This is a genomic window from Ruegeria sp. BH8 (genome assembly GCF_056538065.1).
In genome coordinates this window covers 1278613-1298124 of sequence record NZ_JBQFSP010000001.1, presented here as the reverse complement: position 1 = coordinate 1298124, position 19512 = coordinate 1278613, and the positions used below count along the sequence as shown (strand labels likewise).

General features: G+C 57.8%; 14 protein-coding genes. 10 read left to right on the top strand and 4 right to left on the bottom strand.

What is annotated here, in order from left to right; all coding sequences use genetic code 11:
* The first annotated feature begins 56 nt into the window (after positions 1-56).
* The 3 genes from ACR0AD_RS06415 to ACR0AD_RS06405 all read left to right on the top strand — a co-directional run bounded on the left by ACR0AD_RS06415 (position 57) and on the right by ACR0AD_RS06405 (position 5266).
* Entirely contained in the window at positions 57-3071 is a 3015-nt protein-coding gene (locus ACR0AD_RS06415) for a sarcosine oxidase subunit alpha family protein (protein ID WP_480485225.1), read from the top strand.
* Positions 3064-3630: a sarcosine oxidase subunit gamma gene (locus tag ACR0AD_RS06410; protein ID WP_480480299.1), complete on the top strand. Its 567-nt coding sequence runs from the start codon at positions 3064-3066 to the stop codon at positions 3628-3630. The genes ACR0AD_RS06415 and ACR0AD_RS06410 overlap by 8 nt, the downstream gene beginning before the upstream one ends.
* Positions 3631-4762: 1132 nt before the next feature.
* Complete coding sequence (locus tag ACR0AD_RS06405) at positions 4763-5266, top strand: hypothetical protein (RefSeq protein WP_480480301.1); 504 nt, start codon at positions 4763-4765, stop codon at positions 5264-5266.
* A 71-nt stretch (positions 5267-5337) separates the two neighbouring features.
* Here the strand turns inward: ACR0AD_RS06405 and ACR0AD_RS06400 are convergent, their stop codons facing one another.
* Positions 5338-6093 carry an FkbM family methyltransferase gene (locus ACR0AD_RS06400; protein ID WP_480485227.1) on the bottom strand — a complete coding sequence of 252 codons (756 nt, stop codon included), beginning with the start codon at positions 6091-6093 and terminating at the stop codon, positions 5338-5340.
* Positions 6094-6193: 100 nt separating this feature from the next.
* On the opposite strand from ACR0AD_RS06400, the gene ACR0AD_RS06395 reads away from it, so the two are divergent.
* Together ACR0AD_RS06395 and ACR0AD_RS06390 are read left to right on the top strand one after the other, a co-directional pair.
* Positions 6194-6793, top strand: coding sequence for a superoxide dismutase (locus tag ACR0AD_RS06395; RefSeq protein WP_170704218.1), 600 nt, complete (start codon positions 6194-6196; stop codon positions 6791-6793).
* 4 nt (positions 6794-6797) lie between these two features.
* Positions 6798-7676: a metallophosphoesterase gene (locus ACR0AD_RS06390; RefSeq protein WP_480485229.1), complete on the top strand. Its 879-nt coding sequence runs from the start codon at positions 6798-6800 to the stop codon at positions 7674-7676.
* A 104-nt stretch (positions 7677-7780) separates the two neighbouring features.
* Here the strand turns inward: ACR0AD_RS06390 and ACR0AD_RS06385 are convergent, their stop codons facing one another.
* Entirely contained in the window at positions 7781-8332 is a 552-nt protein-coding gene (locus ACR0AD_RS06385) for an LOG family protein (RefSeq protein ID WP_267366848.1), read from the bottom strand.
* Between the two features lie 127 nt (positions 8333-8459).
* Between ACR0AD_RS06385 and ACR0AD_RS06380 the strand changes: the two genes are divergently transcribed.
* Genes ACR0AD_RS06380 through ACR0AD_RS06370 form a run of 3 tightly spaced genes read left to right on the top strand, consistent with a single transcriptional unit; the run spans position 8460 to position 12180 of the window.
* Positions 8460-9842: a LysM peptidoglycan-binding domain-containing protein gene (locus tag ACR0AD_RS06380; protein WP_480485231.1), complete on the top strand. Its 1383-nt coding sequence runs from the start codon at positions 8460-8462 to the stop codon at positions 9840-9842.
* 58 nt (positions 9843-9900) lie between these two features.
* A complete protein-coding gene (locus ACR0AD_RS06375) occupies positions 9901-11724 on the top strand; it encodes an ABCB family ABC transporter ATP-binding protein/permease (protein ID WP_480485233.1) in 1824 nt (607 codons plus the stop codon).
* Between the two features lie 57 nt (positions 11725-11781).
* Positions 11782-12180, top strand: a complete 399-nt coding sequence (locus tag ACR0AD_RS06370) for a DUF2147 domain-containing protein (RefSeq protein ID WP_480485235.1) — start codon at positions 11782-11784, stop codon at positions 12178-12180.
* A gap of 43 nt (positions 12181-12223) precedes the next feature.
* On the opposite strand, the gene ACR0AD_RS06365 is transcribed toward ACR0AD_RS06370, so the two are convergent.
* Complete coding sequence (locus ACR0AD_RS06365) at positions 12224-16003, bottom strand: efflux RND transporter permease subunit (RefSeq protein WP_480485237.1); 3780 nt, start codon at positions 16001-16003, stop codon at positions 12224-12226.
* On the bottom strand, positions 16000-17226 hold the full coding sequence (locus tag ACR0AD_RS06360; protein ID WP_480480316.1) for an efflux RND transporter periplasmic adaptor subunit: 1227 nt from the start codon (positions 17224-17226) through the stop codon (positions 16000-16002). The genes ACR0AD_RS06365 and ACR0AD_RS06360 overlap by 4 nt, the downstream gene beginning before the upstream one ends.
* Positions 17227-17451: 225 nt before the next feature.
* Between ACR0AD_RS06360 and ACR0AD_RS06355 the strand changes: the two genes are divergently transcribed.
* Together ACR0AD_RS06355 and ACR0AD_RS06350 are read left to right on the top strand one after the other, a co-directional pair.
* Complete coding sequence (locus ACR0AD_RS06355) at positions 17452-18123, top strand: hypothetical protein (RefSeq protein WP_480485238.1); 672 nt, start codon at positions 17452-17454, stop codon at positions 18121-18123.
* A 44-nt stretch (positions 18124-18167) separates the two neighbouring features.
* Positions 18168-19490 (top strand): PQQ-like beta-propeller repeat protein, encoded by a 1323-nt coding sequence (locus ACR0AD_RS06350; RefSeq protein WP_480485240.1) that lies wholly within the window; start codon positions 18168-18170, stop codon positions 19488-19490.
* Positions 19491-19512: the final 22 nt, after the last annotated feature.

The window sequence follows — 19512 nt, the reverse complement described above, 5'->3', positions numbered from 1 at the left end:
TTCACAAATACTCCCGCCGGAGGCTCCGACGCCTCCACCCGCGAAAGGTCCGCACAATGAGCACCCGTCTCGCAAAACAAGGCCGGCTGATTGACCGGTCGAAAAAGGTCACGTTTACCTTCAACGGCACGTCGATGCAGGGCTATGAGGGCGACACGCTTGCCTCGGCGCTGCTGGCCAACGATCAGATGATGATGGGCCGGTCGTTCAAATACCACCGCCCCCGCGGCGTTGTCGCCAGCGGTGCGGAAGAACCAAACGCTCTGGTCGGGCTGGGGCAGGGCAACCGGTTTGAACCGAACCAGCGCGCCACCACGACCGAGCTGTTCAACGGCCTGACTGCGATTTCGCAAAACCATTGGCCAAGCCTTGAACACGACATCGGCGCGGTGAATACGGCATTCGCCCGGTTCCTGCCGGCTGGCTTCTACTACAAGACGTTCATCCACCCCAAACCGTTCTGGAAGCACGTCTACGAGCCGTTCATCCGTCAGTCTGCCGGTCTGGGCAAAGCGCCCGACAAGGACAGCCGCGATGCCGATACCTATGAGCACTTCTATGCCTTCACCGATGTTCTGGTCATCGGTGGCGGTGTGGCTGGCCTACAGTCGGCAAAGGCGGCGGCAGCTTCGGGTGCCAAGGTTCTGCTGATTGAGCAGAGCGCACATTGGGGCGGTCGCGCTCCGGTTGACGGCGGCACAGTCAATGATGAGCCTGTGGATAAGTTCGTGGAGCAATTGGTTTCCGAACTCGAAACAATGGACAACGTCACCATGCGCTCTCGCTGCATGGGCGCGGGTGTTTATGACCATGGTTACGTTCTGGGTTATGAACGCCTGACAGACCACACGCCGGGCGTGCAAGGCCCGCGCCACCGCCTCTGGCGTATCCGCGCCAAGCAAATTGTGACTGCAACCGGCGCAATTGAACGCCCGTTGTCCTTTGCAGGTAACGATGTTCCGGGTGTGATGCTGGCTTCGGCCATGCGCGATTATGCCGTGAACTGGGGTGTCACCTCGGGCGAACGTGTCATCGTCGCCACCAACAATGACGACGCCTATCGCACCGCGATTACGCTGAAGCAAGCGGGTGTGGATGTTTTGCGTATTGTTGACGCACGGGCAACGGCTGGACCTTTGGCAGAGGAAGCCCGCCAGTTGGGTATCCGCGTTGATCCGGGCAAGGCCATTGCCAAGGTCAAGGGCGGCAAGCGCGTCAAAAAAGTCGCCATCTGCAACCAGGAAGGTGTTGGAGGCGCTCGTGAAGAGGTTGAAGCAGATGCAGTGGCCATGTCGGGCGGCTGGTCGCCGGTCGTTCATATGTGGTCTCATTGCGGTGGCAAGCTGACCTGGGATGACGCGAATGCCTTTTTCCGCCCCGATCCCTCGCGCCCGCCGCTGGGCGCAAATGGCGAAGGTTTTGTTCTGGCCGCCGGGGCATCGAATGGCGCGTTGGCGCTGGGCGATGTTCTGACTGACGCCCACACTGTAGGAAAAGCAGCAGCCAAGGCGGCCGGATTTAAGCCCAAAAACATCAAGGCTCCGGTTGGCGAAACCACTGCAGAAGCTCCTATGGAGGCTGTCTGGCTGATGCCAGCAAACGCAGAAATCCAGCTGCGCATGAAATCCTGGCTCGACTTCCAGAATGACGTCAAAGTCTCGGACGTCCAACTGGCTGCGCGCGAGGGCTATGAGAGCGTTGAGCACACCAAGCGTTACACCACACTTGGTATGGCGACGGATCAGGGTAAGTTGAGCAACATCAATGGCTTGGCGATCCTCGCTGATGCGTTGGAGTCCGAAATCCCGAAGGTCGGCACCACGACCTTCCGCCCGCCTTATACACCCATCTCGATGGGCGCGATCGGCGGTGAAGCGCGGGGTGAAGTGTTCCAGCCGATCCGTCAGACCCCAATGCACAACTGGCACGACAAGAACGGCGCGGACTGGGAGCCGGTCGGCCACTGGCGCCGGACCTACGCCTATGTCCGTCCTGGTGAATCCGTGCATGACGCCGTGAACCGTGAGGTGAAGAACACCCGCGAAAACCTTGGCCTGCTGGACGCCTCGACGCTGGGCAAGCTGATCGTCAAAGGCCCCGACGCTGGCAAGTTTCTGGACATGTTGTACACCAACATGATGTCCACGCTGAAGGTCGGAAAATGCCGCTATGGCCTGATGTGCTCGGAAAACGGCTTTCTGATCGACGACGGCGTGGTCGCACGCATCGATGAGGACACATGGCTGTGCCACACCACCACCGGCGGTGCCGAGCGTATCCATGGTCACATGGAAGAATGGCTACAAACCGAATGGTGGGACTGGAAAGTCTATGTCGCCAACGTGACCGAGCAATATGCTCAGGTCGCTGTAGTCGGCCCCAATGCCCGTAAGGTTCTTGAAAAGCTGGGCGGCATGGATGTCAGCCGCGAGGCGCTGCCCTTCATGGAATGGCGCGATGGCAAGATCGGCGCGTTCGACTGCCGCGCCTATCGCATCTCGTTCTCGGGCGAGTTGTCCTACGAGATCGCCGTTCCCGCCTCGCAGGGTCAGGCGTTCTGGGATGCCCTGATGGAAGCAGGCAAGGAATTCGGTGTGATGCCTTATGGCACAGAATGTCTGCACATTCTTCGGGCCGAGAAGGGCTTTATCATGATCGGCGACGAGACCGACGGCACCGTGATCCCGCAGGATCTTGGGCTGCACTGGGCGCTGTCGAAAAAGAAAGAGGACTACCTCGGTAAACGCGCCCATTTGCGCAGCCATATGGCGGACCCCGAGCGCTGGAAACTGGTTGGGCTTGAGACTGTGGATGGTTCTGTTCTGCCTGATGGCGCATATGCAGTGGGCGAGGGTGTGAATGCCAATGGTCAGCGCAATATGATCGGGCGGGTCACCTCGACCTATTACTCGGCCAACCTCGGTAAAGGGATCGCTATGGGCCTGATCAAGCACGGCCCGGACCGGATGGGCGACGTGGTCGAGTTCCCGGGCACCGACGGCAAAACCTACAAAGCCAAGATCGTGGACCCGATCTTCTTCGATAAGGACGGGGAGAAGCAGAATGTCTGAACCTATCAGCGCATTGAACCACGCCAGCTATGATGGCATCGCTAATGTCAGGGAATGTGGCCTGCAAGGCATGATCACCCTGCGCGGTGACTTGTCCGACAAAAGCCTCGCCAAGGCCGTCAAGGACGCGACTGGGCAGAACGTACCCGGTCAGCGCGAGGCGCTGGTCAGCGGAGATACCGGCGTATGCTGGATGTCACCGGACGAGCTGCTGGTGCTGGTCCCTTATGCCGAGGTCGAGGCCAAACTGGCCGCAATTATCAAAGCTTTGGGAAAAACTCACGCACTGGCCGTCAACGTCTCGGATGCCCGCGCGGTCTTCACAATATCAGGCGCCAGCGCACGAGAAGTGTTGGGCAAAGTCGCTCCGGTTGATCTGTCGGCCGAGGCCTTCCAACTCGGCCAAATCCGCCGTTCGCGCCTGGCGCAAGTGGCAGGTGCGTTCTGGATGGACGATGCCGAAACTTTCCGCGTGGTCTGCTTCCGTTCGGCTGCGGATTACGTTTTCAAACTGCTGAAGGTTGCGGCGCAACCGGGCAGTGAGGTTGGCGTTTACTGACCTGTCTACACATCTGACGTTTTATTCGATGGCCGCCTCGTCCTGGACAGGCGGCCATCGAATTTTGTGCTGCTGCAAAGCGATTTGAGTGTGGGACACACAACAGGGTCTGTCGAGAATTTCGTTGCGCGATTTCTCCTGTTGCGGGAGCGGTGTGATTGGGCTAACGATCACCAAAAGGCTGAAAAATAAGAACTTTATTATGAATTTCTTTAGACTAATCGCAAGCGGCTTAATTGCTATTTCAACTATACCTAATGTGGCCATAGCCGAGACTTATTCAGAGACATTTGAGTGTGTTTTTGCCAAAGGCCTGGCAAATCGGCCAACTCCGACCCGCGTTGTTTTTTCAGTTGACGTGTACGGGCGCCAGGCGTTGCTCCACGAAGTTGAAATGCGGGGTATAGACACGCCGAAAAGATCGGCTTCTATCAACAGAAACAGCTTTCGGGTACTTTCGATCAGTTGGCCGGGCGACGCCTATACGTTTTCACGAACTGGCAGACGAACCAGAAGCGGTGACCCTCGCAGGATGGTTCTTGATTTAGGGCGCCAAGAGTTTTCGATTTTCCTGAATCGCGAAACAATGAAGGCAATAGCCAGCTCGAATTCGGATGTACAATCTTCACATGACGGAAACGCAAACGGGATCTGCGTTGAGATACCATTCCAAAGGTAAGGAAAGAGCGGAGTAATACTTTGAAAAAGATAGCATTTGCATTGACGCTTGGACTGTTGTCCACACCTGTTGTTTCAGCTTCTCAAACCTTTACAGAGACGTATGAGTGCAAGTTTGGCCATGGCCTTGTCAACAAACCGACTCCCGAATTCCTTGTGTTTTCGGTCGATGAATATGGTCGTTCCGCCTATATCCATGAGATCGAGATGCCAGATATCGATACACAGCCAGGACCAGCCAGGGTCAAGCGCGACAGTATTCGAAACTTGTCGGTTGCCTGGGTCGGTCGAGACTATGTCTATTCTGCGACTGGCAGAAGCTACGCGTCGAACGAGTCGCGTATTGACGCGATCGATCTACTCAATCACGAGTTCACAGTGTTTCTGGACCGCCGAACTTTGAAGGCGACCACACGATCAACCTCACACAGTGCGTACCTGCCGCGAGATGGTTTTGCCCGAGGAAAATGCAAACAGATACCCACACCATCCAGTTGACAAAAAGGTGCTGAAAATGAAAAGAAAATTTCTTGCTATTGGTTTTTCTGTATTGGCCGCTGCCGCGCAAGCCGAAGTTGCGAACTATATGTGTGAGCTTCATAGTATGGAAGCTCGGGGGTGGATCCCGCCCGAGGTTTGGCTGAGTGTTGATGCTGAAAACAAGCGTGCTCGGGCTTATGATTGGGTGATCGGCGAAGACAACAGATCGGCGGGTAGGAACGAACAGCAACCCAAGGACACCAAGTTCAAGGTCAACCGACGCGGTGAATACCAGATGAATTGGCGGGTCAGCCTCATGGCGAACTCGGGCGGTCAAGTGCGTGTGTCCTACACCGCAATGATGAACCCGCAAACGAATGAGTTCGAGATGATTGCGCGTTTTCCGCAGGCGAATGTAACTAACCGGCCAAGCGGTGTCGGACGCTGCAAAGCGGTCAATACCCACACGCTATACTGATATTCGGATCGCGGAAGGGGGGAGCGTTTCGCGCGTTCTTCCCAATCCGCAGACAGCTGTTTCTGATCGTACTAGGACGTGAAAAGATAGGTCTGGAAGCGGGTCAAGGCACCCTCATCCGTCATCGAGTGATCTGACGCAGCACCTTCCCGCTGGCATGTATCGTAAAACGACAATAGGTCGGCCAGATGCTTCATTCTGTCGGCTCGGTCTTCCTCATTCAGTAGTGGCGCATGTGTTGACAGCAGCAATGGGGGACGATGCTGTTTGAGCCAGGGTATTAGCGTGGGAAGTACAAAAAACTCCGCCCCTTCAATGTCCATTTTGACCAGTGAAACCTTCGACAGATCACAGGTCGACTGGAACTGCTCCCATGTAATCGTCAGCGCGTCATTCCCATGGGCTTCATTGTGCAGCAGGGATGTGGTCGAATCCCCGGGCTCACCCCAGACCGACGCCATGCGGGCCACGCCGAACTTGTCAGACAAAGCGACCCCGAAGGCTGAGACATTCCTGATCTGGTTCAGGTCCAGATTCCACGCCAGAAATCGATAGGCCGAAGGATCTGGCTCAAAGCACCAGACATGGCGTGCCTTGCGCGCACCATAAAGAACTGTGGGCCCGATCCATGCGCCGATATCCAGGTAATCGCTTTCAGGCGAAAGATACCGGTCCATCACGGCAAAGGTTTCAGGCTCCCACTGGCCTGTGGAGGCTTTGCGCCAGAACTTTGAGTGATAAGGGTCCAGACGAAACGGCTCACCGTTCAGGTTGCCCGCATAGTAACCGCGGGCGCGGTAGAACATCTTGCGCGCCTGTGTCAGCATCGCCTGCCTCCGGGTTTTCTTGTCTCGGCCCTTGACCTGCGGCGGCTGCCAAAGCATTTAACCTTGGGAACCGCAACTCAAATTTATACAGGGGGCCGACATGGCTTTTGAACTTCCTGATCTTCCTTATGCACATGACGCGCTGGCAGCCAAGGGTATGTCCGCGGAAACACTGGAATATCACCACGATCTGCACCACAAAGCCTATGTCGACAATGGCAATAAACTGATCGCCGGCACCGAATGGGACGGCAAGTCGCTGGAAGAGATCATCGTTGGCACCTACGACGCAAATGCCGTCGCGCAGAACGGTATCTTCAACAACATCAGCCAGCTGTGGAACCACAACCAGTTCTGGGAAATGATGGGCCCCGGCGACAACGCCATGCCCGGTGAGCTTGAGAAAGCTCTGACCGAAAGCTTTGGTTCGGTCGACGAATTCAAATCGCAGTTCAGCGCCGCTGGTGCCGGTCAGTTCGGCTCGGGCTGGGCGTGGCTGGTCAAGAACGCGGATGGTTCGCTGGCCGTGACAAAGACCGAAAACGGCGTGAATCCGCTGTGCTTTGGTCAGACTGCGCTGCTGGGTTGTGACGTTTGGGAACACTCATACTACATCGACTTCCGCAACAAACGTCCGGCTTATCTGTCGAACTTCCTCGACAATCTGGTGAACTGGGAAAACGTCGCGTCGCGGATGTAAGTCATTGAACCGACGCCGGTTTATCAAGGGCCTGCTGGCGGTGACGCTGGCAGGCCTAATCACATCAGTCTACGGGTTTTTCATCGAACCCGCCCTGCGGCTGCGCGTGCGAAAATGGCGCGTCCGGCGGGAGGATTGGACTGCGCCGCCGCTCAGGATTGCCGTACTGGCAGATTTGCATCTGGGCGAACCTTTGGTCGGGCTGGACCGAATAAAACAGGTGGTACGGCGTACGAATGCGCTTGCGCCGGATATGATCCTGCTGCTGGGTGATTTCTTCGCAAGCCACAAAGGCGTTTTGCGTCCTGTCGAAATGAAAGATCTGGCACCGGTTCTTGCCAACCTTGAGGCCAAGAACGGCGTCTTTGCTGTACTTGGCAATCACGACTGGTGGGATGACCGGCAGGCGCAGCGCCGTGGTGCTGGCCCCAACCAATATGCCGATGCGCTGGAGCAGAGCGGAATTACGGTTTTGTCGAATACCGCCATCAAGCTAGAAGCTCTTGGTTTCTGGTTGGCGGGTCTTGAAGATCAGCTTGCGATCTGGCGCAACGGTAAACCGCAGGGGCTGGATGATCTGTCGGGGACACTGGCGCAAATCACCGATGATGCCCCGGTTGTGATGATGGCGCATGAGCCCGACATTTTCCCTCAAGTGCCCGACAGGGTGGCTTTGACGCTATCCGGTCATACGCATGGCGGTCAGATCCGCCTGTTTGGCTGGTCGCCGATCGTGCCCTCTAAATACGGCAACAGATATGCCTATGGGCATGTGCGCGAAGGCGGGCGTGATCTGGTTGTGTCCGGCGGCATTGGATGTTCCATCCTTCCGGTTCGATTTGGTGTAACCCCCGAGATCACGGTTATCGAACTGTCTGCCTAAAGACCTGAGGCTTCACCAAATCGACCAGCCCAATGTCTTGCCCGCATATGTGCGGCAACGATGCACAGCTGCGTTCGGTCAGACACTTTCGCGACCTGCCGGGTTTACCGCAGCTTATCGCGCAGGGCCGTCATTGCTGTTTCTGCATCTTCAGCCCAAATGACAAAGTCACCCAGTGATCGATCTGCAAAGCCTTGCCCGATCACCTGATGCAACAGGGTTTTCAACGCATCCCAATAGCCGTTCACATTGACGATGACGATGGGTTTGTCGTGCAGGCCCAGCTGCCGCCAGGTCAGCGCTTCAAAAAGCTCGTCCAGTGATCCCGGCCCGCCGGGCAGAACAACGACGGCGTCAGCATTCATGATCATGACCTTTTTCCGCTCGTGCATGGTTTCGGTGATCACGAAATGGGTCAGGTCGGTCTTGCCGACCTCTCGTTTGACCAGATGCACCGGAATGACACCAAAGGTCTCGCCACCGGCTTGTTGCGCGGCCCGGGCGACTTCGCCCATCAGCCCGACATCTCCGGCACCGTAAACCAGCCGCCAGCCTTCCTGTGCAAGCAGGCTGCCAAACTGTCGTGCGGTTTCAGAATAAGCTTTCTCGGCCCCATTGCGTGACCCGCAATACACACAGACGGATTTCTGAGACATGAAAGAGACGCTCCGGGGTTGTGTCAGAGGTTTTGACCCCTGATAGCGGGATTGATAGATTGGCTCAACTGTCCGCTGGAAGGCTTTTGAAGACAAAGCTTTTGTACGGCGGGGTGAAAGGAAAACAATGGACGCCAAATCGGGAAACGGAAGCTCGGGCAATTTTGTCTGGGGTGTGATTGCGGGTCTGGTTGCCGTGCTGGGTGTTGGGGGTTTGTATCTGTCCGGCGCTTTCACCAAAGCGCCAGAGCCTGAGGCGGGTGCACCGCAGGAACCCGTGTCTGTTGCAGCTACGCAACCGCAGGAACAAGCGGCCGAAGCGCCTGCGGAAACTACCACAACAGAACCAGCTGAGCAGGCCGCCGTGACACCGGATGAGGTACCAACCGCTGATCCCGCCGAAGACACGGCTGCGGCAACAGATGTTGTTTCAGACACAGATACCACAACGGCCCAATCGGAAGAGAATGTACAGGCACCCACGGCCCCCCCGGTTTTGGATCAGATTTTTGTTGAAGCAGACGGAACGGCGCTTTTGTCAGGTGACGCCGAACCGGGCAGTCAGATTGAGGTTCTGTTGAACGGTGAAACCGTGCACACATTCACGGTGGACAGCAGCGGGCAGTTCGCCGAGTTCGTCTCGATCCCCTTCAGCGATGCCGCGCAGGGGCTAATCCTGCACAGCAAAAGCGGCGGGCAAACAACCCGGTCTGACGACTATCTGATCGCCGCTCTGCCGAAGCCGGTCGAGGAAGAGCCGGTTGCGCAGCAAACTGATGCTGCCGATCAGGGCGAAACAACCGAAGCTGAAGAACAGATAGCCTCGGCGGTTGTCGATCCAGAGACCGAAACCCCAGCTGAAACCGAAACATCAGACCCTGTGGCGACCGCGCCAGAAGCCAGCGAAGCGCAGGTTGCCGACCAGTCGGCAGAGACATCTGAAACGGGTCAGCAGATCGCGGTACTGCGGTCGGGCGAAGAAGGCGTTGAACTCGTGCAACCGCCCGTGGTTCGGGATACCCCGCCGGAACAGGTCGCGCTGGATACAATCGGGTATTCCGAAACCGGTGACGTCCAGTTGACCGGGCGAGTACAGGACGGGGCGGCCATCAGGGTGTATCTGGACAATCGTCTGGTTGCCGACCTTGCTCCGGAACAGGATGGATCCTGGCGGAGTGATCTGGACGGTATCGACCCCGGTGTTTACACGTTGCGTGTTGACGCGGTGAACACGGACGGGAAGGTCCTCAGCCGGGTCGAAACCCCGTTCAAACGCGAACCTGTGGAAGTTTTGGAAGCAGCATCAGGTGGCGGTGACGGAACAGCCGCGCAGGACAATGCCCCGGCAATTCGGTCGGTCACTGTGCAGCGGGGCGACACGCTGTGGGCGATCTCGCGTGACCGCTTTGGCGATGGCATCCTGTATGTGCGCCTGTTCGAAGCCAACCGCGACTTGATCCGCGACCCGGATCTGATCTATCCGGGGCAAATCTTTACGATACCGGAATAATCAACGCGCTGGCCCTTTGCGGGCCAGAGCCTTTCTCTGACCGCAGACAAGGTACGTGATGAGACGAACATCTCCGATGGCCTCGAGTGACGGGGTGCAGAGCGGCGAGCGCAGTTCAGGCTGGCGCACAATCCGCAAGGTCGCGCCCTACCTCTGGCCGCAGGACGAGGTTTGGGTAAAGCGCCGCGTGGTTATCGCAATGGCGATGCTGGTTCTTGCCAAACTGATCGCGGTCTATACCCCGATCCTTTACAAAGGCGCCGTTGACTCGTTGGCAGGCGAAGGCGTGCCGCCGCTGGCGCTGGGCGCAGTGGGCGTGACGGTTGCCTACGGCGTGGCGCGCATGATGACAGTTGGGTTCCAGCAATTGCGGGACGCCGCCTTTGCCCCTGTTGGACAGCGGGCCTTGCGGGCGCTGGCGCTGGAGACGTTCAGACATATCCATAACCTTTCCATGCGTTATCACGTCTCGCGCCGCACCGGCGGGTTGAGCCGTATCATCGAGAGGGGCGTCAAAGGCGTTGAATTCCTGCTGCGCTTCCTACTGTTTTCGATCGGGCCGCTGATCCTTGAGCTGTTGTTGGTAGCGATCATCCTGATGTGGTTGTTCGACGTCTGGTATCTGGTGGTCGTCGCCGTCACAATCGGCCTTTACATCTGGTTCACCTTCGCGGTGACCGAATGGCGGGTAAAGCTGCGGCGTGAGATGAACGATCAGGACACCGAAGCCAATCAGCGCGCCATTGACAGTTTGCTGAACTTCGAAACGGTCAAGTATTTCAACGCGGAAGCCCGCGAAGCTGCACGTTACGACGTGTCGATGAAAGCCTATGCCGGGGCGGCGCTGAAAACCGCCTATTCGCTGGCGTTTTTGAACTTCGGCCAATCCTTCCTGATTACCTGCGGTCTGATCGGAGTTATGGTTCTGGCCGCAATTGGCGTTCAAAATGGAAACCTGACCGTGGGCGATTTTGTCATGGTCAACGCTTATATGATCCAGATCACCGTACCGCTGAACTTTCTGGGGACGGTCTATCGTGAGATCCGGCAATCGCTGGTTGATATGGGGCAGATGTTTGATCTGCTCGAACAACCCGCCGAAGTCACCGATCAGCCTGATGCACCCGAGCTTGTTGTCAAAGGTGGTGAGGTCACACTTGAAGATGTGCATTTTGGGTATGACCCCGAAAGGGAAATCCTCAAGGGTGTTTCCTTGATGGTTCCGGCCGGACAGACGGTCGCAATCGTCGGGGCGACTGGGTCTGGCAAGTCGACCATCGGGCGGCTGTTGTTCCGGTTTTACGACGTGACCAAAGGCGCGCTGAAGATCGACGGGCAGGATGTGCGGAATGTGACCCAGACCAGCCTGCATGCAGCGATCGGCGTTGTGCCACAGGATACAGTGCTGTTTAATGACACTATTCGCTACAACATTGCGTATGGGCGCGACGATGCCACCCCTGAGGATGTCGAGGCCGCAGCCCGCGCCGCCCAGATTCATGACTTTATCACTTCGCTGCCCGACGGGTACGACACCATGGTGGGTGAGCGCGGTCTGAAACTGTCCGGCGGCGAAAAGCAAAGGGTTGGCATAGCGCGGACATTGCTGAAGAACCCTCCGATCCTGTTGCTGGACGAGGCGACCTCGGCCCTGGATACCGACACGGAACAGGACATCAAGGATGCGCTGGCGCGCGCAGGGGAAGGGCGGACCGTGATCACGATTGCCCATCGCCTCAGCACCATTGCCGAGGCTGATCGGATTGTTGTTCTTGAGGCCGGTGAGATCATCGAACAGGGCACACATGACGAGCTGTTGGCACGGTCTGGGCGATATGCTCAACTGTGGAACCGCCAGCAGTCGGACAGTGAGGCCGCCTGAGGGGCTCATCTTGCCCGCGGAATGTGCTAGGATGCGCCGTGCATGAAGGGGAACGCCATGATCAATGGATTAGCAAGACGAATAGTACCTGTCGCTGTTGCGGTTCTTCTTCCGGCTATGGTCGCGGCTGACCCGATCGAGGGCGTTTGGAAAACCGAGCCTGATCGAAAGAACCTGATCTCGCATATCCAGATATCCGCCTGCGCGGACAAGTTCTGCGGCACGATACTTTCGGCTTTTGATTCATCGGGCAAAGAAGTTCAAACGCCGAATATTGGGAAAAAGCTGTTCTGGGATGTGTCCAGCGAAGGCGGTGGAAAATACGGCGGGGGTGAGTTCTGGGTTCCCCTGATCGACGTTGACGCTGTTCCACAGATGACGTTGCAGGGAAACAGCCTCATGGTCAAAGGCTGTGAACACGCGATTTGCGCGCACCAGACATGGTCCAGATTGTGACGACCGAAAACGAAAAGGACCGGGAAACCCGGTCCTTTCATTCTTATTCTGCGGCTTTTAGCGGCGATCCCGGAACCTGATCTATAGGCTCGTCTCGTGACCGGACTTCGGATTGTGACGGTTCGTCCCACACAATCTCGGTCGCCTGTAGTTTGCGGGCCGAGCGACCAATAGCCATGTCCTGCGCGATCTGACTGGACCGCCCCGCAGTCACACGGGCAAGCCCGCGGCTGAGCCAGACAGCGTAAGTTGTCACCCAGACACGCAGGGCCAGAAGTGACGGCGTCACGATCAGTGTAAGAACAGTGGCGATGCCAAGACCGAAGACAACCGCTGTGGCCAGCTGTTTCCACCACAGGGCGGTGGGACTGTCGATGGAATAGCCGCCATTGATAAAGTCCAGCGAAAGCCCAAACATCATCGGGGTCAGACCGGCCATAGTCGTCAACGTAGTCAGCAGAACCGGGCGGATGCGGGATTCCGCAGTGCGGACGATTGCATCGATCCTTGGCATATAGGCGCTGTATTCCTGATAGGTATCGATCAGAACAATGTTGTTGTTCACCACAATTCCCGCCAGCGCAACGATGCCGGTGCCGGTCATGATGATCGAGAAGGGTTGCTCCATCACGATCATGCCGATCAGAACCCCGGTGGTCGAAAGAACAACCGCCAACAGCACCAATACCGAATTATAGAACGAGTTGAACTGGGCGAGCAGGATCACGAACATCAGCCCCAATGCGCCCATGAAGGCGTTCACCAGAAATGCGCCGGATTCTTCCTGCTCTTCCTGATCACCGGTCCATTGCCAGCTGATCGAGTTGGCAAAGGGGCTGGTTTCCAACCATTCGGTCAGAACTGCGATCCGCTCATTCGGGTTGATCAGGGCGAACTGCGCGTCTCCTGCGTCAATCGTGCTACGCAGTTGGTCAATACTCTCTGCACCGGTCAATTGAACCAGTTCGTAGGACTTTCCACCGTCGCCGTCCAGCACGGTGCCGGTAGGAGTATAACCGTCGGTCACTTCACGCATTACAGCCAGACGTTCTTCTTTCCCGTCCGGCCCTTTGGTCACAACCTTGCTCAGCCCCGGTTCGACATCCGCCTTGACGTCATAATAACGTTGCTGGTCGACACGGTTGATCTGGGCCAGTTTGGCCACGGGTTCCCGGGTCACGAAGTTCGACAGCGGAACCAACCCGTCCGGCGTGCGGACCTTGAGCGTGTCCAATGTCGACAGCACGCGATCCTGTTCCGGCAATCGGACACGGATCTCGATCTCTTCATCCGTGCTGTCGGGGCGCATCTCACCCAGCAGGATGCCGCGTGTTACCAACTGCACCATGGCACCGACGGTGGCCACATCAGCACCGAACCGGCCGGCCTTGGCCACGTCGACGTCGATCTGCCAGTCGATGCCCGGCAAGGGCAGGGTGTCTTCGGTTTTGATCAGCCCCGGCGTTTCGTCAAAGACCTGGCGCGCGGTGACGGTGGCCGATGTAAGCTCGTCCCAACCATCCCCCTTGATGCGCAGGTGAACGGGCTTGGCCGAGGCCGGGCCCTGTTCCAATGCCAGGATTTCAACAACGATACCGGGTATTGTCGCAAGTTTGTCGTTAAGATCGTCGATTACGTAATCGCCATCATATTCGGGTGCCACAAAGTGGCGCTCAAACAATCCCCACAAAGCGGATTCCGAAACGTTCGGGCGATCTTCCCATGGGATGATTTCGAACTGGACGCGCCCCACCGTATCGGCCGGTGCCTGCGCGCCGCCGGTGTTCTGGTTCAGACCGCCTTCGCCTGCAAAGGAAAAGACGTTGATTACTGCCGGATGAGATCCAATGATCTGTTCGGCCTGCAGCACCATTTCGTCTTTTTCGGCCAGTGACAGGTTGCCACGGGCGCGGACATAAGCAGTTGCCTGTTCCGGTTCGCTTTCAACGAAGAATTCGACACCTCGGGATTCCTGCGGGAACCAGACGAAGGTCACGAAATACACGGCAGAGAAAACTGCCGCCAGCGACACGATCGGCATGATCGGGTTGCCGACAAGGAACCCGATCACATGTCCGAAAGGTGTGTGTTCGTCCGCCGTGTGAACGTGGTTTTCTTCCGCCCGCTCGAACTTGGCTGCGCTCAGCGTTACAGACCCGGCAAAGGCCCCGAACAGGAACAGCAGGGCACCAGCGACCACTCCTCCGGGCAGCAGATAGTCAGGGTTCAGAACTTGCATCGCACCCAGGAAAATCATGTAGAGCGACGGGGGTACCATCACTGCCCGAACCCACCACCGGGTACGCGCCCGGAGCCAGTTCGAAGACCGGTCGAAAACACGGCTCAGACGCCCCGAAACGCCTCCCATGACCGGCAGGTAGATCAGCGCCACAATCAGCGAAGCCGACAGAACAAAGATCAGCGTGACCGGCAGCATCCCCATGAATTCGCCCGGTATACCGGGCCAGAACAGCATGGGCAGAAAGGCACATAGCGTCGTCGCGGTCGAGGATACGATGGGCCAGAACATACGTTGGGCCGCCTCGACATAGGCATGCATCGGGCCGACACCTTCCTTGATGCGTTTGTCTGCGTATTCCACCACCACGATGGCACCGTCGACCAGCATCCCCACGGCCAGGATGAGGCCGAACATAACGATGTTCGAGATACTGATGCCCATGACCGCAAGAAACGCGAAACACAGAAGGAACGAGGTCGGGATCGCAAAACCGACCAAAAGCGCGGCCCTCGTACCCAAAGATGCCAGAACCACGATCATCACCAGGGCGATTGCAGTCAGAACCGAGCCTTCAAGCTGGCTGACCATTGAACCGACAATGCGGCTCTGGTCGTTTGACGTCCCAAGCTCGACCGCCGCCTGAAGCTCGGGCGGCCATTTTGTCTTGGCCTCAGCAATGGTTTCCTTCACCTGCGTTACGGTGTCGATCAGGTTATATCCCTTGCGTTTGACAACCTGCAGCGCGACGGTCGCTTCGCCGTTGAAACGGGCGGTACCTTCGCGATCTTCAAAAGTGTAGTTGATCTGTGCAAGCTCACCCAGCGTTACAACCCGGTCGCCATTGACCTTGACCGGCAAGGCATAGACATCCTGCGCCGTTTTGAATGACGATGGGATCTTGACCGAGAATGTACCCTGTGCGGTTTCGACTTCGCCCGCTGCGATCAACTGGTTGTTGTTTCGCACGACATTGATCAACTCGGCCGCGGTCACGTTGTACGCCTCAAGCCGCAGGGGGTCGATGATGACCTCAAGCAACTCGTCACGATTGCCCGCGATACCCGCTTCGAGAACGGAATCCAGCGCCTCAAGCTCGTCCTGCAAATCCTTGGCGACACGGGCCATTGTGCGTTCCGGAACAGCTCCGGTCAGGTTGACGATGACGATCGGGAATTCGGAAAAGTTGATTTCCGTCAGCGAGTATTGTTCCGCACCTTCAGGGAAATCAGCCTGGGCCGTGTTCATGGCATCGCGCACGTCCGCCATGATCGAGGTCTTGTCCCAGCCGAATTCAAACTCCAGCGCGACCCCGGCATAGCCTTCGGCCGCAGTCGACGTCATTTCCTTGAGCCCGTCGAGATCCGCCAGCTCGGTCTCCATCGGCTTGACCAAAAGGTTTTCCGAGTCTTCTGCTGAAATTCCGGGAAACTGCACCGAAACGAAAAGGGCAGGGATTTCGATATCCGGTTCACCCTCTTTCGGAAGCGAGACATAGGCTAAGCCGCCTACGACCAGTGAAATGGCGATGAACGCCATAACCATTCGGGCCCTGCCTGCGGCCCATGCGACGATACCCGTCATTGCGAGGCTTCCCGATAAGTTGGTGCAACGGTAACACCGCGGATCACGAATTCCTGCCCGACCACGATGATATCAACCGTTTCCGGAAGACCGTCGATCCAGACACCTTCGGCGGTGTCGCGCAGGATGCGGACTGGCATGAAGTCAACAACGTTGCCTGCGCCAACTGTGCGCACACCCAATTGCCCTTCGTTGCTAAGAGTCAGCGCCGATTGCGGCAGCAGGTGGGCTTTCGCGCCCTCGGCGGCGATGCTGATTGTCGCCGTCTGACCGTCGCGAATGGTCAAGTCGGGGTTCGGAACGGTGATTTCCACCTCGAATGTACGTGTTGTCTCGTCCGCGGACCGGCTCAGGAACGTGACCCGACCGCCCAGTTGCCGACCGGTCACAAGTGTTGCCGATGCTTCGGACCCAACAAGCACCCGATTGACTTCGGTCTCGGGTACGAAGCCGACCAGCTTGATCGGGTCCAGTTGAATGACAGTCGCGCAAAGTGATCCAGGCTGCATCAGGCTTCCCAGTTCTGCAGTGTCGCTTTCCAGCAAGCCCTTGAAGGGGGCTTTGATGGTCAGGCGGCCAACCTCTCGCTGTGCGGCCTCGACTGCTGCCGCGGCTGCTTCGATGCCTGCACGCGTGGCTTCCAGTCCGGCTTCGGCTGTTTTCACACCGGCTTCCGCTGAGCTCATCACCGCTTCGCTGGAGATGCGACGGGTTTCCGACGCATAGCCGGTTTCAGCCAGTTTGCGCGAGGCTGTCAGATTGATCTCGGCCTCGGCAACAAGCGCATGTGCCTCTGTCAGGCGTGCTTCGGCTTCGGGTATGCGGCTCTGGGCTTCCAGTTTGCCCGCCATGGCTTCGGCCAGTTGTGCCGGGCGCGTGCCGGGATCAAGCTCGCATAATATATCGCCCGCCTCAACAAACGCACCTTTACGTTTAGGTTCAGAGATAACGGTGGACGTGGTTTCCGAAAGTACTTCGACCTGCCGGTTTGCCTTGGTCTGACCGCGCAGCAGCACGGCGCTGTCAATTTCACGCGCTTGCGAGCGCAGGGCGACAACACCCACTGCAGAGATATCGGAGTTATCGGTTTCCGCTGCTTCGTCTTGTGTTGCTTCCACGGCATCACCGCGTCCGGCAAAGGCGAACAAGGTGTCACGTTCAAACACCAGAAAATACAGTGCAACAATCACGAGAAGGGCGTTGATGAATGAAATCAAACGCATACAGTGTTTCTCCTAAGAATCTGCGCCATTAATACTTGGGCTGTCACGCCATGAAATGGGGTCTGTTCGGCATCTTTTCCATACTGAACTGAATAGTTCGGTTTGCATTTTTTCGCAAGAGGGAAGCAAAGCGGTCAAAATGTGCAAAATCGGACCCTTGGCTTGGCGTTGGTGCCGGGGTATGACATGGCGCACTTATACAAGATAGACAGCCCGGGGGCTTGGATGAGCGATATTGACAGTTTCATTGATGAGGTCACCGAAGAGGTGCGCCGCGACCGGATCTATCTGTTGCTGCGCCGCTGGGGCTGGGTGGGTGTCGTCGCCGTCGTGTTGATCGTAGGCGGTGCCGCTTTCAATGAATACCGCAAGGCGCGGGACACGGCGCAAGCTCAGCAATTGGGTGACACCATTCTTGCTGCGTTGTCCGAAAATGACCCGGCTGCAAGGGCTGCTGGTCTTGCGCAGGCAGAGGCGATGTCACCGGGCGGGAAAGCAGTGCTGGATATGTTGCTGTCCGCGTCACAGGTCGAATCCGGATCCCGGGAGGACGCGGTCATCAGCCTGAACGCGGTGGCCGTTCAGGGCGACCTGCCCGAGATTTACCGCGCGATAGCAAGCTTCAAATCGCTGCTTTTGCAGGGTGACACCTTGCCTGCCGCCGATCGACGGCAACAGTTCGAGGCGTTGGCATCCCCCGGAGCTCCTCTGCGGCTGCTGGCGGAAGAACAGTTGGCCCTGATTGACGTGGCCGACGGCAATGTCGATGCTGCGCTGGACCGGTTGCAGGCGCTGCGGCAGGATGCCGAGGTGGGTATCGACCTGCAACAGCGCGCCGCGCAAATGATTATTGCTTTGGGTGGGGAACCTGAACCATTGGTGGCGCAGCAAGGCTGACCAGGCGGGACAAAAGACTTAACGACAGGCGAGTTCGGAGTATCATGGTAAAAAGATTTTTTTCCCGCACGGGAATGCCTTTTGCGGCGCTGGCCCTGACCGCATTGGCGGCCTGTGAACCGCCCGAAGCCATTCTGCCGGGTGAACGCGAGGATATTCGCCCTGTTTCAGATCTTGAAACGGTCGAAAAGCGCGGCTCGCAACCGATCAGCCTGCCGGGGCAACAGGTCAACGCCAGCTGGTCCCAAAGTCCGGGAACGCCCGCGTACCGGACCACGCATGCCGCCTTGCGCGCGACGCCACAGCGGATCTGGTCTGTTTCGATCGGGCAGGGTGATTCGCGCAAGCAGCGCATTACCGCCGAGCCGGTGGTTGCGGGAGGATTGATTTTTACACTGGATTCGGGGGCGACCGTTTCAGCGGTCACACCGCAGGGGCAGTTGGCATGGGAGACCGACCTGATCCCGCCAAGTGATGGCGACTCGGATGCAACAGGTGGTGGCTTGGCTTATGCCGACGGCGTCCTTTATGTGTCGTCAGGGTTCGGTCGGCTGACTGCGCTGGACGCCAAATCGGGTTCTGTGCGCTGGCAAAAACGCTTGGAAGCGACTGGCAGCGGCGCACCGTTGGTGAACGACGGGCTGTTATACGTTGTGGCCGGAGACGAAACCGGCTGGGCCGTAAACACCAAGGACGGACGCATAGCCTGGCAATTCGAAGGCACACCAAGCGTCGGGAATGTTCTGGGTGCGCCTGCGCCTGCAATAGCGTCTGATCTGGCCGTATTTGCCTTTGGCTCGGGCGACGTAGCCGCCACGTTCCGCCGCGGCGGTATCCGTCGATGGAACGCGTCTGTGGCGGGGGGGCGTCGCGGGCGCGCTGCGGCACAAATCGTCGATGTGACCGGCGGTCCGATGGTTGTTGGCAACAGTATCTACATCGGCAATCACTCGGGTCGGACCGTCGCATTTGATGCCGCTTCCGGTGAGCGCCAGTGGACGGCGGATGAAGGTGCGGTCGATACTGTCTGGCCTGCGGGCAACAGCATTTTCCTGATCAGTGATCGCAGCCAGCTGGTGCGTCTGAACGCGGCGGACGGGTCTGTCATATGGGCGCAGGACCTGCCGGGCTTTGTCAAGGACAAGCGTGGCCGCCGGGGACCGATCTTCGCGCACTACGGCCCAATTCTGGCCGGGGGTCGTATTGTCGTTGCATCCAACGACGGGTATCTGCGGTTCTTCAATCCAGTTGACGGAACACTGGTACATCAGGCTGAAGTTCCCGGAGGCGCGACAGCATCCCCCGTTGTGGCCGGGCAGACGCTGTATGTTGTTTCGACCAAAGGTGATCTACACGCTTTCCGTTGACGGCAAGATGCGTTAAAGGGCG